10 protein-coding genes are annotated in these 14,668 nt (G+C 59.5%); 4 read left to right on the top strand and 6 right to left on the bottom strand.

Features of this window, described 5'->3' with window-relative positions; genetic code table 11:
• Window positions 1-384 precede the first annotated feature (384 nt).
• Together hemB and yihA are read right to left on the bottom strand one after the other, a co-directional pair.
• A complete protein-coding gene (hemB, locus tag CKA81_RS14725) occupies window positions 385-1,401 on the bottom strand; it encodes a porphobilinogen synthase (RefSeq protein ID WP_128355964.1) in 1,017 nt (338 codons plus the stop codon).
• Entirely contained in the window at window positions 1,398-2,021 is a 624-nt protein-coding gene (yihA, locus tag CKA81_RS14730) for a ribosome biogenesis GTP-binding protein YihA/YsxC (protein WP_128355965.1), read from the bottom strand. The genes hemB and yihA overlap by 4 nt, the downstream gene beginning before the upstream one ends.
• A 152-nt stretch (window positions 2,022-2,173) precedes the next feature.
• Here yihA and CKA81_RS14735 point away from each other — a divergent pair, with 152 nt between their 5' ends.
• The 4 genes from CKA81_RS14735 to CKA81_RS14750 all read left to right on the top strand — a co-directional run bounded on the left by CKA81_RS14735 (window position 2,174) and on the right by CKA81_RS14750 (window position 7,622).
• Window positions 2,174-2,875, top strand: coding sequence for a c-type cytochrome (locus CKA81_RS14735; protein ID WP_128355966.1), 702 nt, complete (start codon window positions 2,174-2,176; stop codon window positions 2,873-2,875).
• Window positions 2,876-2,918: 43 nt separating this feature from the next.
• Window positions 2,919-5,009, top strand: coding sequence for a cytochrome c biogenesis protein ResB (locus tag CKA81_RS14740; RefSeq protein ID WP_394342517.1), 2,091 nt, complete (start codon window positions 2,919-2,921; stop codon window positions 5,007-5,009).
• 11 nt (window positions 5,010-5,020) lie between these two features.
• Window positions 5,021-6,379 carry a c-type cytochrome biogenesis protein CcsB gene (gene ccsB, locus CKA81_RS14745; protein WP_164878418.1) on the top strand — a complete coding sequence of 453 codons (1,359 nt, stop codon included), beginning with the start codon at window positions 5,021-5,023 and terminating at the stop codon, window positions 6,377-6,379.
• A 223-nt stretch (window positions 6,380-6,602) separates the two neighbouring features.
• A complete protein-coding gene (locus CKA81_RS14750) occupies window positions 6,603-7,622 on the top strand; it encodes a GGDEF domain-containing protein (RefSeq protein WP_128355967.1) in 1,020 nt (339 codons plus the stop codon).
• A 43-nt stretch (window positions 7,623-7,665) separates the two neighbouring features.
• Here CKA81_RS14750 and CKA81_RS14755 read toward each other — a convergent pair whose 3' ends face one another.
• The 4 genes from CKA81_RS14755 to CKA81_RS14770 form a co-directional block, all read right to left on the bottom strand.
• Window positions 7,666-10,533, bottom strand: coding sequence for a putative bifunctional diguanylate cyclase/phosphodiesterase (locus tag CKA81_RS14755; RefSeq protein WP_164878419.1), 2,868 nt, complete (start codon window positions 10,531-10,533; stop codon window positions 7,666-7,668).
• Between the two features lie 193 nt (window positions 10,534-10,726).
• The gene (lysA, locus tag CKA81_RS14760) at window positions 10,727-11,998 is read right to left on the bottom strand and encodes a diaminopimelate decarboxylase (RefSeq protein WP_128355969.1); all 1,272 of its coding nucleotides are present in this window, start codon (window positions 11,996-11,998) and stop codon (window positions 10,727-10,729) included.
• Window positions 11,995-12,198: an LPS translocon maturation chaperone LptM gene (gene lptM / locus CKA81_RS14765; protein WP_128355970.1), complete on the bottom strand. Its 204-nt coding sequence runs from the start codon at window positions 12,196-12,198 to the stop codon at window positions 11,995-11,997. The genes lysA and lptM overlap by 4 nt, the downstream gene beginning before the upstream one ends.
• A gap of 13 nt (window positions 12,199-12,211) precedes the next feature.
• Window positions 12,212-14,647: a penicillin-binding protein 1A gene (locus CKA81_RS14770; protein WP_128355971.1), complete on the bottom strand. Its 2,436-nt coding sequence runs from the start codon at window positions 14,645-14,647 to the stop codon at window positions 12,212-12,214.
• Window positions 14,648-14,668: the final 21 nt, after the last annotated feature.

Here is a 14,668-nt window from a genome sequence, read left to right on the forward strand (position 1 = left end):
GATGCCTGGAGTGGCCCGGCAGGCGGGCCGCAGAGGGCGAGCGCGCTGATCCCTTCTCTCAATTCTGGTAGCGGCCGGCCCAGCGCTGGCTTTACAAACGTAGCCACGACGTTCCCTTCGGCGCCTTCCACATAAAGAACAAGCCCCGTACTACCGCCGGCGCCAGGCCGTTCGTTTACACAGGATGCAGCTGTTGGGCTGGTGGGGCAGGGGTGGATGCCATTTGGGGCCGAGCGAGCCGTAGGCGAAGGAAGGCCGCAGGGCCGGACGAGCAAGGCGATGCGATGTTCGGCGCGCAGGGCGCCGAACCGGCACCGTTGGCAGCCACCCCTGCCCCACCAGCCCGGCAGCGTCTTAGGTAAGCATCGCCCGCCGCAAGAACACCTACGCCCGTTCTTTAAGCAACTTAGCCGCTGCTACAGCAAAATAGGTCAGGACGCCGTCGCCCCCAGCACGTTTGAAGGCCAGCAGCGACTCCATCATTACCTTGTCGTGATCCAGCCATCCGTTAGCTGAGGCTGCCTTGATCATCGCGTACTCGCCGCTGACCTGATAAGCGTATGTCGGCATCCCGAAGGCGTTCTTGACGTCGCGCAGGATGTCCAGATAGGGCATGCCGGGTTTTACCATCACCATGTCGGCGCCCTCCCGGATGTCGGCGGCTACTTCGCGCAGGGCTTCGTTGCGGTTGGCCGGGTCCATCTGATAGGTGAATTTATCGGACTTGCCCAGGTTGGCGGCAGAGCCCACGGCGTCGCGGAAGGGGCCATAGAAGGCGCTGGCGTACTTGGCGGAATAGGCCATGATGCGCGTATAGATGTGTTGCTGGGCTTCCAATGCTTGCCGGATGGTGCCTATGCGGCCGTCCATCATGTCGCTGGGCGCGACGATGTCTACGCCGGCCTGGGCCTGCACCAGTGCCTGGCGGGTGAGGATGTCGACCGTGGGCTCGTTCAATACATAGCCGTTCTCGTCGATGACGCCGTCCTGCCCGTGGCTGGTGTAAGGGTCCAGTGCGACATCAGTCAATATGCCCAGCTCGGGAAAGCGCTGTTTCAAAGAGGCGACGACTTGTGGCACCAGGCCGTCGGGGTTGGCGGCTTCGATGCCGTCGGGGGTCTTGAGCGATGGCTCGATCACCGGGAACAGCGCCATGACGGGAATGCCCAGCGACACGCATTCTTCCGCAGCCGCCAGCAGGGTGTCGGGCGAGTAGCGCACGACACCGGGCATGGAAGGGACGGGCTCGCGTACGCCTTGGCCGTCGCGTACGAAGACCGGATAGATCAAGTCTTGGGTGGTCAGAACGTTTTCGCGCACCAGGCGCCGCGAGAACTCGTCGCGGCGATTGCGTCGGGGTCGGGCGGCGGGAAAGTCGGCGGAAACAATATGCGTAGTCATGGAACAACCTTTGGAGAAATCCAGTTTTCAATTTGGGCAGCGGCGTCATCCAGGCCCAGGCGGTGGGTGGCCGAGAAAGGCAGGGCGTTCAAGGCGCCGATGTCCGCCAGTTGCTTCCTGACGTCAGCCACCGCACGTATGCGTTGGCCATAAGGAAACTTATCGGCTTTGGTCAACAGGGCCAGCACGGGCCGGCCCGTAGGCGCAATCCAGTCGGCCAGGCGGCGGTCCAGATCGGTCACGCCGCGCCGGATATCGATCAGCAAGACGATGCCGGCCAGCGAGGCCCGGTCGCGCAGGTAGCCGCCCAGCACATCGGCCCATTCTTCGCGCGATTCGCGGGCGACCGAAGCGTAGCCGTAGCCGGGCAAATCGACCAGAAAGCCCAGATGGGCACCGGGCTTCAAGGGGTCGGGGATGCCGAACAGGTTGATCAGCCGTGTGCGCCCGGGCGTCTTGCTGGAAAAGGCCAGCCGACGCTGATTGGTGAGCACATTGATGGCGGATGACTTGCCAGAGTTCGAGCGCCCGACGAAGCAGACCTCGGCCGTTGTGGGCTCCGGCAGTTGATCGAGGCGGGCCGCGGAAACGGTAAAGGAGGCGCGATGCAGGATGGACACAGGGTTACCTAGAGGTTTAATTCAACCGCTATTGTATAATCGCAGGTTTGAAACAGTTGCGTCATTTTCCTTGAGCCCGGTTTTAGGCGAAAGTGGCGTTTATTATCGTGGTGTTTAAGGCACCTGATCGCGTTCCGATCGTCGAGGTCTTCATGAAGCGTATGCTTTCCAGAATCGCAGTTGTCAGCAGCGTACTGCTGGCGTCTTCCGCAGTTTCAATGGCGTACGCTGCCGACGTAGCCGTCGCCAAGCCTGATGCCGCCAAAGGCGAGCAGCTATACGCCAATGGCGACGCCGCCCGCGGCATCCTGGCCTGTGCCAGTTGTCATGGCGCAGCCGGCAACAGCACGATTCCAATGAATCCCAATCTTGCTGGCATGCCCCACGAGTACACCGTGAAGCAATTGGTCGACTTCACTGCCAAAGACGATCAAACTCCCCCTGCCCGGCGTGCCGCAGGTGGCGCCAACTCGATCATGACGCCGTTTGCCACAGCGCTTACGCTGGAAGACAAGCAAAACATCGCGTATTACCTGGCCTTGCAGAAGCTTGACTTTGACACCGCTGCAACGGCAACCAACGAAGCCACCATGGACCGCGGCCAGCACATCTGGCGCGGCGGTCTGCCAGAGCGCAATGTCCCGGCCTGTGCAGGTTGCCATGCACCCAACGGTGCGGGCGTGCCCAGTACCTTCCCTCGTCTGGCAGGTCAGCATCCCAGCTATATTGCCGACCAGCTCAAATTGTTCCGCAGCGGCGATCGCGGCAACGGTCCCATCATGCACGACATTGCCGATCGCATGTCCGACTCCGATATCGCCGCCGTTGCTGATTACGCTGCCGGCTTGCGCTAATTAAGGCACGGCTGGACGGCACCCGGGCGGCAACCGGTCTAAAATGCAGGGGACGCTCTTGGGCATCCCCTTTTTTGTGAAGTCTACTTCCGTGAATCACTCTACCACCACCCGCCGTATCGGCGCGGACATCTTCGAACTACTGGGCTCCATGCGGTTCGCGGTCAGTTTGCTGATGTTCATTTGCGTGGCCAGCCTGATCGGAACGGTACTGCAGCAAAATCAGCCTGCCTCGAACTACGTCGATCAGTTCGGGCCATTCTGGTTCGAGCTCTTCGACAAATTTTCCATCTGGCATATCTACAATAGCTGGTGGTTCCTGATCATCATGGCTTTCCTGGTGGTTTCGACCAGTATTTGCCTGATACGCAACGCCCCCAAGATGATGCGCGATGCGCGGTCGTTTCGCGAATATGTGCGTGCCAGCAGCCTGCGGTCATTTCATCACCGTGTCGAAGCCACTGTCGATGCCACCCCGGAACAAAGCCTGGCGCGCATGCAGCAATGGCTGGGCTCGCAGGGCTATAAATACAAGGTGCGCCACGAAGGCGACGGCATGATGCTGGCGGCCAAGAAGGGCAGCGCCAATCGGCTGGGCTATATATTTGCCCATGCAGCCATCGTCATTATTTGCATAGGCGGATTGCTGGACAGCGAACTGCCGGTACGCCTGCAAGTGTGGCTGGCCGACAAGCAGCCCATTACCGAAAACATGCTGATCTCCGAAGTGCCCGAGTCGGGCCTGTTATCGGCCCGCAACCCCAGTTTTCGCGCCAATATGCTGGTGCCGGAAGGCGCGAGCAGCAGCAGCGGCATCATCAGCGTGGGCGAAGGGGTGCTCGTGCAGCCCTTGCCGTTCACGCTCAAGCTTGATCGCTTCCTGATCGATTATTACTCCACGGGCATGCCCAGCAGCTTCAAGAGCGATGTCGAGATCACCGATCCCCAGACGGGCGAGTCGTTCACGCAGACCATCGAAGTGAACGAGCCGCTGCGCTATAAGGGCGTGACGGTTTATCAGTCGAGCTTCGACGATGGCGGCAGTACCCTGGAAGTCGTTGGCTATCCTTTGGCCGGGCCCAACACGACGCCTTTCGAGATCAATACCGGTGTGGGCAAGGATGCCCGCATCGAACCGCTTAACGGTCAGCATGAGGCCGTGCAGGTCGAGTTCACCGAGTTGCGTGTCATCAACGTAGAGAACATGGCCGACGGGACCGAACCCCAACCCAAAGCCATGATAGAGCATGTCGCGGCCGTCACCGGAAGCGCCACGGGCGCCAAAAACGAGAACCTGGTCAACGTAGGGCCCAGTGTGCAGTATCGGATCGTCGGCAGCGACGGACAGGCGCACGAGTACACCAACTACATGCTGCCTATCGTTCTGGATGGCAGTCCGGTGTTCCTGGCAGGTGTGCGCGAATCGGCGGCACAACCTTACCGCTATATCAGGATTCCGGCCGACGCCAATCATTCCGTAGTAGAGTTCATGACATTGCGCGCGGCACTGGAAGATCCGGTACTGGTCAGCCAGGCTGCCGCGCGGTTCGCCCAGAAGAATGCCAGTGGCGAGCTCCAGACTCCTTTGTTGGAGAAAGCGGCTGAGGGCGCGCTTCTCACTTTCTACAAGGCGGGCTTTGACGGCATTATCGGAAAAGTACCCGAGCAAGATCGTGAAAAAGTACTGGGCTTTGCGGTTCCCATGATCCAACTGACGTTAACCGAGCTGCGCGATATCGTGCGGGAACGTTCCGGGCTTGCGCCGGTCGAACACACTGGCTTGGCGGGGCAACAGGCCGACCAGTGGATACAGCTGTCCTTGCTGGCGCTGGCCAACCTGCCCGACTACCCTTCGCCGGTGTTCATGACGATCAAGGGTTTCGATCATGTGCAGGCCAGTGTCTTTCAGGTGGCGCGCAGCCCTGGAAAGAATACGGTTTACCTGGGCTGTCTGTTCCTGGTCATCGGCGTATTTTCCATGTTCTATATTCGCGACCGGCGGGTATGGATCTGGATCAAGTCACGCGATGGCGGAAGCGAGCTACTGGCGGCCATGACATCACAGCGGCGTACGCTCGACTTCAACCACGAGTTCGATCGCTTCAAAGAGGCGTTTACCCGCCTTACCACGTAACGAGGTTTGCTATGTCCGAGTCCATCATTCAGTCCACAACGCCGATGTGGCAGGAGTCCATGACGGCCAGTGGCGACGCGCGCGGTCAACGCGGCAAGCCCGACTGGACGGACCTCGTCTTTTTCTTGCTGCTCGCCGCAGGCGCTGCCTATGTGCTGACCGCCTACGCCGACAGCATGGACTACTACGAGAAGATGATACTGGGCGGCACGGTAGTAGGCCTAAGCTGGTTGGCCTGGCTGTGGCGGCCCTTGCGCACCCTGATGATCGCCAGCGGCGCCACCGCCATCTTCGCCATTTGGTTGTATAGCGACGGGGGTGGTCTCGCACAGGGTGACCTGGCTCGGGCCGAAACGGTCTTCTTCCTGAAGTACTTGTTTTCGTCCCAGTCCGCCATCCTGTGGATGTGCTCCTTGTTTGTGCTTGCCATGGTCTGCTACTGGATAGGCATCTTCAGCAAGACGGCGGCATGGATGGGCACGGTACTGACCTGGAGCGCCGTTTATGCGGGTGTTACCGGCTTGCTGGTGCGTTGGCGCGAGGGCCATCTGCTGGGGCCGGACATCGGGCATATTCCCGTTAGCAATCTATACGAAGTCTTCGTGCTGTTTGCCCTCATTACCGCTATGTTCTACCTGTATTACGAGCGGCGCTACGCAACCCGGGCCTTGGGCGGTTTTGTGCTGCTGGTTATCAGCTCGGCCGTTGTCTTCTTGCTGTGGTACACGTTTACACGGGATGCCTTTCAAATCCAGCCGCTGGTACCCGCACTTAAAAGCTGGTGGATGAAGCTGCACGTGCCGGCCAATTTCATAGGCTACGGTACGTTCTCTCTGGCGGCGATGGTGGGGTTTGCCTATCTCATCAAGGAAAACGGCGAAACCCGCTCTATCGCCAAACTGATACCACTCTTCCTGCTGGGTGCAGTGCTTTGCGCCGAGCCCATGATGTTCGGCTCGCGCGAACTCTCTCCCACATGGATGATTTATTTTGGCGTCGGTGCGCTGATTGTGGGCTCCATACTTGCGCTGCGTGGTCGCATCGCCCAAGCCTTGCCTTCGCTCGAGATCCTCGACGACATCATGTATAGGGCGATAGCCGTGGGCTTTGCCTTCTTTACGGTCGCGACCATTCTTGGTGCGCTATGGGCGGCGGATGCCTGGGGCACCTATTGGCAGTGGGACCCCAAAGAGACCTGGGCACTGATCGTCTGGCTGAACTACGCTGCCTGGCTGCACATGCGTTTGATGAAAGGCCTGCGTGGCACCATGGCAGCCTACTGGGCGCTGGCCGGCTTGCTGGTTACCAGCTTCGCTTTCCTGGGCGTGAACATGTTCTTGTCGGGGCTGCACTCGTACGGAGAGCTGTAAATCCCGGAACCGGCGGGGCAGTAGCATGGGCGCGAGAGCGCCCATAATTGTTTCAGCCATACCCTTTGTTGACAGAGGTTGATACAATGGCGTGCTTACTTGGGTCTAAATGTAAAAGAAGACTGCTGTTAGGGTAACGGTAAATTTAATGTCAAGCACTGCGGCGGCCGTCATGCGTTGAATAGTGCGTCACCAAGGTACCCCCTCGGCCCACCCTATAGACATGTCGGTAAACAACGAAAGCCCGGGCTTCGAGGCCCGCGCGAACATCTTGGCCAGCGAAGCCCTTGGCGCACAGCTCAAGGTACTACAGTTGTTCTTGCCGACTTCCGGCTGGCTCATAAGCTGGCAAGAGCAAGCAAACTGGAACATCGTCGTGGCACAAGGGGTCTTCACCGAAGTGCCCGCCGACCACACCTTTGACCTGCTGGATAACGGCTGGGGCGATGCCTCGTGTATAGACCGCTTCTATTATCGGCGCGTTATGCCCGACGAGATGCCGATGTTCGGCGAAAAGCCTCGCGCAGGTTCGCCGTGCTATCTCATCATGGCCAACCTCAAGGACCCCGACGGCATCCATGTGGGCCGCGTATTGGGTTTCAGTCACGACGAACCAGGTGCCGTGCTGCTTCTGGGTGCACCCAAACTGTTCCTTTGCCTGACGGCAATGGCTTTTACAGTAGCTTTGCGCAAAGAGCTGCGTGCCGCTGAAAAAATGGTGGTTGCCATGCAGCGCGACGCCTTCATCGATCCGCTTACTGGTGTGCTTAACCGGGCGGGATGGGTGGACCGCTTGTCCCAAATCGCAACCCAATCCCAACGCACCGACGATGACGCCGCTATTGTGGTGCTCGATCTCGATTTCCTGAAGGTGGTCAATGACACTCGCGGCCACGCGGCTGGCGACGACCTGTTGCGCCGTACTGCCCAGACCATATCCTCGGTGTTGCGCGCCACCGACGCCGTAGGCCGCCTGGGCGGCGACGAGTTCGGCGTGGTCGTGCAGCATGCCACGCCTGACATGGCTGCGGCCTTGCTGGGCCGACTCAAGCAAGCCCTGGCCCAGGTCGACATCAAAATATCAATCGGCATGGCGCTGATGTCGGAAGCCGGCTCGCTTAAAAAGACCGTGCATCTGGCCGACGAGCGCATGTACCAGGAAAAGCGACGCAAGCCCACGCCGGCCCGCAACCGCATCGACATTGATCGTACGCTCGCCAACACGAAGAACACCTTCAATTGACCAGGGCAGCGCGGTGGCGGGCCCATGGCTAGCCTTCTGAGGCTTAGTCCTGATCCGGATGGGTGTCGAGGATGAATTCCCTTACTTTGTCCGATACCACAAGGTCGGCCAATGACCTGGCGTTCAGAATATCCACGGGCGGACGCGCCTTGGAAATCACATAGCCTTGAACGTGATCGACGCCCATGCGTCTGAGTGCTTCCAGAGTCGGAGCGTCTTCCACCCATTCGGCGATGCTTTCCATGCCCAAATTACGCGCCAGTTCGATAATGGTGCGGACAATGGCAATGCTGCTCTTGTTTGCCAGCATATCACGGATCAGGGTGCCGTCTATTTTGATCACGTCGGCGCGCAGTTCTTTCAAGTATGAGAAAGAGGTATAACCCGCGCCGAAATCATCGAGGGCAATGCGTACGCCCATGGCTTGCAAACGCCCCATGAACTGGCGGGTTCTGTCCAGATTCTGCAGGGCCACGCCTTCAGTGATTTCGACACACAGACGCTTGGTAAGGTGCTTATAACGACCCAGATTGGCGAAAAACGCTTCAACAAACTTATTGTCGTTGAGCGAGACTCCGCTGAGGTTGATGCTGACAAATTGCGTTTTGCTCAGTCGCTTCTCGTGCTTCTCCAGCCATTCCAGCGTGGCCGAAAACACCCACTTGTCGATGATGGTGATGGTGCCACTCTCTTCCGCAGCCGAAACGATCTTGCCGGCTGGAATCAGCATGCCGGCCGAGTCCTTGACGCGTAACAGCACCTCGAAATTAAGCGAGGCAAGCGGCGCGGCCATCGACATGATGGGCTGAAGCTCGAGATACAGGCCGCGTGGCGAATCGCCACCTTCCAACTGATTGAACAGCCGTAGTTCTTCCGTATGGTCCAGCAGTTCTTGAGAGTCCTGCTCATAAACGACGACGTCGCGCTGTTGCTTTCGGGCTTCACGACAGGCATGACTGGCGGCCGAGATGGCTTCCTGGGCATCCATGTCCTGGCTCACTTCCACTACGCCTATCGCGCCTTTGACCCTGAAAGACCGTGAACTGATGAGGAAATCCGCCGTGTTCAGGTCATCGATGATCTTTTGCGCGATGGTGCGTGCCTCGGCAGCCTTGCAATCAGGAAACAAGACGATGAATTCGTCGCCGCCAATGCGGCCCACCTGCTCCTTGCCGGTCAGGGAGGCCTTGATGCGCTGGCACACCTGAACCAGCACTTCGTCGCCGGCTGTATGGCCGAACAAGCCATTGATGCGCTTGAAGTGGTCCAGGTCCAGGTAAGCCAGTGCGCAGGGCTTGCCGCCTTCCAGCGCTTCCAGCGAGCTTGCCAGTGCTTTCTCGATACCACGACGGTTCAGCACGTCGGTAAGCGGGTCGTTATCGGCCAGGAAGCGCAGACGATTGATGGTTTTGGTACGCGCTGTGATGTCTTGAAGCGAGCCCTCGATGCGTCCCATGGTCATGGCAGCGCGGACCACGAAGTGCTGCGGCATATCCGGATGACTGGCGGCATCCAGGCGCTTGATTTCGACTTCATTTCCGGCCAGCGTCATCTCCGACAGCTTCTGCCAATCCTGGGTTTCGAAGAAGTCACTCCATCGAACCACTGCTTTGTCGGTCAGCGAAAAATTGAGCATTTGCTCAAGCACGGGATTGGCGCGTTGGAAGACCTCATCCGAGTCCAGGGTGAACATACCGATGGGTGTCACGGCGTAGTTGCTGACCAGTTCGGTCTGCGCCCGGGTACGTTCATGCCGGTCTTCGCGCATGCGTTCCGCGACAGCCAAGGCGATCATGACGCTCGAGAGCAACAGGGCAACGACACCGTTGAACGTGTCGATAAATTCGGTGCGCCCGAAGATGACTATCAGGATGCCCGAGAGCATCACGCACAGCGCCATGCTCAGCGACACAATATGCCACATCCACAAGCGGGATCGTGTTTGATACACCATACGGCCAAGCAAATACGCTGTCAGGACGATGCCATATCCGCAAACTGTCCATTTCAAGGGCTGGAAAAGCGATTCAGGAAGCAAAAGCGCGCCCGCCAGCAGCGCCAAGCCTCCCCATTGCGCCAGGCGCAATAGCTGGGGGCTTGCTACAGTGCGCCGGTTGGCGAACAGCTGGGTCAGCAGGGTATAGGTCAGGAGATAGTAGGCAGCGATGGTCACCTGCCGTATAAATTCCATCCACTCCAGGGGAATGCTGTGGCCCAGCCACTGGGTGTCCCAGCCCATGGCGTAGGCGCCCAAGCGCAGATTGCCCACCAGCCAGGCTGCCAGCAGCAGGTAGACCCACTCGCGGTTGGTAATGGCGATGACCAGGATGAAGACCGCAATGGTCAGCAGGCCGCCTTCGAGCAAACCCACACCCCGATCAAAGCGGCTGGTGGATTGCCGAAGCTCGGGTATGGACCAGTGTTCCAGCGACAGACTGCCTGTGTCGGCGAAGGTCGCCCGGCACAGAATGGTTATCGGTAGCGTGGTGTTGCCCAGCATGATGGCAAAACCCTGCTTGGACATGCGCAGGGACCCGGTGGTGTTGTTGCGGTTGGCCGTTCCCAAAGTACGCATGGTGTCGGCGTCCCAGCAACTTAGCGTTTGGGTGTGGCGCGATGGCAGGTCCACACTGGATTCATCGAACTGCGGTATGCGAGGTACCGTCGCCAGTATCCAGGAAGGCGACCCGGGTTGGGATTCGATGACGGGCTGCTGTGCCTGCAGTGCTTGCAGCGCCTGCGCGGGCTCGTAGGGCGTGCCGTCTTCGGCAAGCAGGCGGTAAGGCAGGTCTGCGCCTTCCGTGGCGGGGTATCGGTTAGTTAAGGTGGCTAGCGCCAGTATGGACGCAATGATGATGCAAGCAGGGACCCCGTACAGCGAAAAAAAATATATCGCGCGACCGGCCAACATGTTGAGCCGCTTGCCGGTGCTGTGGGAGTATCTTTTTAGGAACATCATCGTCTACTTATGGCCAACCTTTTTACTCTGTAAACACCGTGAGGCTGTTACATAAGCACATTGCTGCGGGTCGTTACGCTATAGGGTTTACGGTCATCTTGAGCGAATCTTTATGGCGGGCGCTTCAACGCCCGCCAGGCGGTGGCTAGTCGGTCAGCACGGACTCAGTGTCGAAAAGGCTGTCCAAGGCTTCGCGGGGGCGTACAACGGTGGCCTTGGCGCCGTCCACCATAACCTCCGCGGCGCGTGGGCGGCTGTTGTACTGGCTTGACATGGTGAAAGCATAAGCTCCTGCCGACATAATCGCCAGCAGATCGCCGTGTTGAAGGTCAAGCTGCCGATCCTTGGCCAGCCAATCGCCGCTTTCGCATATGGGGCCGACAATATCGTAGGAAGGGGCCGGTTGCCCGCCGGAGCGAGGCGTCACAGGCTCGACGCTGTGCCAGGCGTCGTACAGAGTGGGACGGATCAGGTCATTCATGGCCGCGTCCACAATGGCAAAGTTGCGTGCCTCGGTGTGTTTCAGATATTCCACCCGTGTAAGCAATACGCCAGCGTTGCCCACCAGCGAGCGTCCCGGCTCGAGCACAATTTGAAGATGTGTCAGTTCGTGGGCTTGCAAGGCCAGGAAGACCTCGTCCAGCAGCTGTTTGGGCGTCAGGGGCGTTTCGTCGGTATAGCGTATGCCTATGCCGCCGCCCAGATCCATATGCTTTAGTTGAATGCCGTGGGCGGCCAACTGCTTGATCAGCGCGATGAGCTTGTCCAGCGCATCCAGGTAGGGACTGACTTCGGTTATTTGCGAGCCGATATGGCAATCTACACCGACGACCCGCAGGCTGGGAAACGACATGGCCCGCTGGTACACCGTCAGCGCGTTCTCTATGGCGATGCCAAACTTGTTTTCTTTCAGCCCCGTCGAAATATAAGGATGGGTGTGGGCATCGACATCCGGGTTGACGCGTAGCGACACCGGTGCGACCTTGCCGCACTGGTCGGCCACTTCGGCCAGGCGCAGCAGCTCGGCCTCGGACTCGACGTTAAAGCACTTGACGCCCGCGTTAAGGGCGGCCTGCATTTCCCACACTTGCTTGCCCACGCCGGAGAAGACGATGCGGGAGGGATCGCCGCCTATGGCGAGCACCCGCGCCAGCTCACCGCCTGAGACGATATCGAAGCCCGAGCCCAGCTTTCTGAATTCGTCGAGGACTGCCAGATTGGAATTGGCTTTCATGCCATAGCAGATCAGCACATCGCGCCCTTCGGAAGCGATGCGGTAGGCCTCCCAGGCGTCGCGCAGGGCCTGCCGGGAATAGACGTACAGGGGCGTGCCGTGTTCCTGAGCAAGCTGCTCCAGGGCTACATCTTCGGCATGGAGAACGCCGTCTTGAAATTGAAAGTGTGGTGCAACAGTCATTGAGGGCTAGATGTCGGCGTGGCTGGGGAAGGGGCGGGTATGGATTGCGGGGGCGTGGTCAGCGACTCATCGGGGTCCGGGGGCGGAGGCATGTACAGCGGCCCCTTATACCCACAGGCTGCCAGTGTAGACAGCACCACCACCGCCCCGGCATAGCGGCGTGCACGGCGCAGGGCATCAACTAACACGGTCGCTGGCATGATGGGGACTCCGTCAAAATTCAATAAAAGAGGGTTGCGCCTGGCGCGGGGTACTGCTGCCACCTGTCAGCTGGTTAAGCAGATCGCCTATGCCGTCGATTCCGCCTCCGTCCAGCGGCACATCGTTGGGCGACGGCAGTCCGACCCGAGCAACTGCTTGCCCGGGAGGAAACTCGTCAAAGTAAAACTCGCCATTCACGACTGCCAGGCCATCCGGCATGGGGGGCGGAGGTGACTCCGCTTGGTCTTTCAGGGCGACCCGCATATAGTCGAGCCAGATGGGCAGGGCCGCGCCGCCACCCGTTTCGCCCGAGCCAAGTGAACGCGGCTGGTCGTAGCCCATCCAGGCTATGCCCACCAGCTTGGGTGTGTAGCCGGCGAACCAGGCGTCGTGCGAGTCGTTGGTCGTGCCGGTTTTGCCGCCCACATCGTTGCGCTTCAGTTCGCGATGTACGCGTGCACCCGTGCCGTATGTGGCAACGCCACGCAACATATCGTTCATGACATAAACGGTGCGCGGATCGACGGCCCGAGCGGCGGCATCGCCGGCCACCACGGGCTGGGCGCGCATGATGACTTTGCCGCTGCTGTCTGTGACATGATCGATCAGGTAGGGCGGTACGCGGTAGCCGCCATTGGCAAACACGGCGAATCCGCCAGCCAGTTGCAGCGGGGTAACGCTGCCAGCGCCAAGCGCCAGCGGCAGCACGGGCGGCTGACGCTCGCGGTCGAAACCAAAACGTGTGATGTAGTCCTGGACGTACTTGGGCCCCACCGCTTGCATGATGCGGATCGAAACCATGTTCTTGGACTTGTACAGGCCTTGTCGCATGGTGAGCATGGGCTCGTACTTCTGGCCGTAGTTCTTGGGCGTCCAGGCCTTGGAACCGGTTTGCGCGGCCGTCAGCACAAAGGGTTCGTCCGATACTTGTGTGGCGGGTGTCAGGCCGCGCTCGAGGGCGGACGCATAAATGAAGGGCTTGAAGGCGGATCCCGGTTGACGCCAGGCCTGCGTTACGCGGTTGAAGTTGCCGTCCTCGAAGTGGAAACCGCCCACCAGAGCCCGGATGGCGCCATCCTGCGGCCGCAGGGACACCAAAGCGGCCTGTACGCTGGGTAGATTGATGAGCTCCCAGTGATCTGCAGTCTGGTGCACGTAGACCACAGAGCCGCGTTCTATGCGTACGTCGTCCTTGGCGCCTTTGACGAGGCCTCGGGCCACGACACGCAAGGCACCCTTGTCGGTGATTTCGATAATCTGTTTGGCGGTGCGGGCGACGGTTACCTTGGTGGGGCTGGCTTCCAGTACGATTCCGGTCAGCAGGTCGCCGTTGTCGGGGTGTTTTTCCTGGAGCCCGTCAAGCAAGGCGTCCAGCCTGGCAGGGTCTTGTTCGATGCCCGCAGGCAGGTCTATGGTTTCTTCGGGGCCGGTAAAGCGGGCCCGCCGCGTGTAGTCCAGGATGCCGTCCCGTATAGCTTGGTAAGCCGCTTCCTGGTCTTCCGAATGAACGGTGGTGTACACGTTGAAGCCGCGCGAATAGATGTTGTCTTGGTACACGCCATAAAGCAGTTGCCGCGCCAGCTCTGCCACATACTCGCCATGGATGGCATAGCCACCCGCTGGCGTGCCCGGTGCGGATTTCAGGACGATCTCCTGGGCCATCGCCTGCTGGTACTCGGCGTCGGTCAGGTAGCCAAGGCCATGCATGCGCCCCAACACGTAGGCCTGGCGCGATTTGGCGCGATCAAAGTTCGCGATGGGGTTGAAACGCGACGGAGCCTTCGGTATGCCGGCCAGCATGGCTGCTTCGGCCGGCGTGATGTCGCTTAGCTGCTTGCCGAAATAGGTGCGCGATGCCGCGGCAAACCCGTAGGCCCGATGGCCCAGGAAGATCTGGTTCATGTACAGATCCAGAATCTGATCCTTCGTAAGTGTGGCTTCAATCTTGAAGGTAAGCAGCAGTTCGTAAAATTTGCGGGTATAGGTTTTTTCGGAGCTGAGGTAGAAGTTGCGCGCCACCTGCATGGTAATAGTGCTGGCGCCCTGCGTCTTGGACATGTGGGTGATGTTGGCGACGACAGCCCGCGCCACGCCCGCCCAATCAATGCCGCCGTGCTGATAAAAACGGTCGTCTTCGGCTGATAAAATGGCCGACTTCATGACGTCGGGGATCTCGTTGAAGCGCAGGATGTTCCGGCGCTCTTCGCCAAATTCGCCTATGAGTACTTTGTCGGCCGTATAGATGCGCAGAGGTACGCGGGGCCGGTAATCGATCATGGCGCTCAGGTCGGGCAAGTTGGGCCACGCAAGCGCCAGGGCCAAAGAGCCCAGCAGAGCGCCGCATAGCCCCAGCCCGGCGACAAAGATCGCCGACTTGATAAAAAAACGGGCTATCCACGAACGGGACGAGCCGGTATTGTTTTTGGGGGAATCGGTAGAAGAACTCATTAGGGGCGATTTTAAGTCTAA

Source organism: Pollutimonas thiosulfatoxidans (assembly GCF_004022565.1).
Taxonomy (GTDB): domain Bacteria; phylum Pseudomonadota; class Gammaproteobacteria; order Burkholderiales; family Burkholderiaceae_B; genus Pusillimonas_D; species Pusillimonas_D thiosulfatoxidans.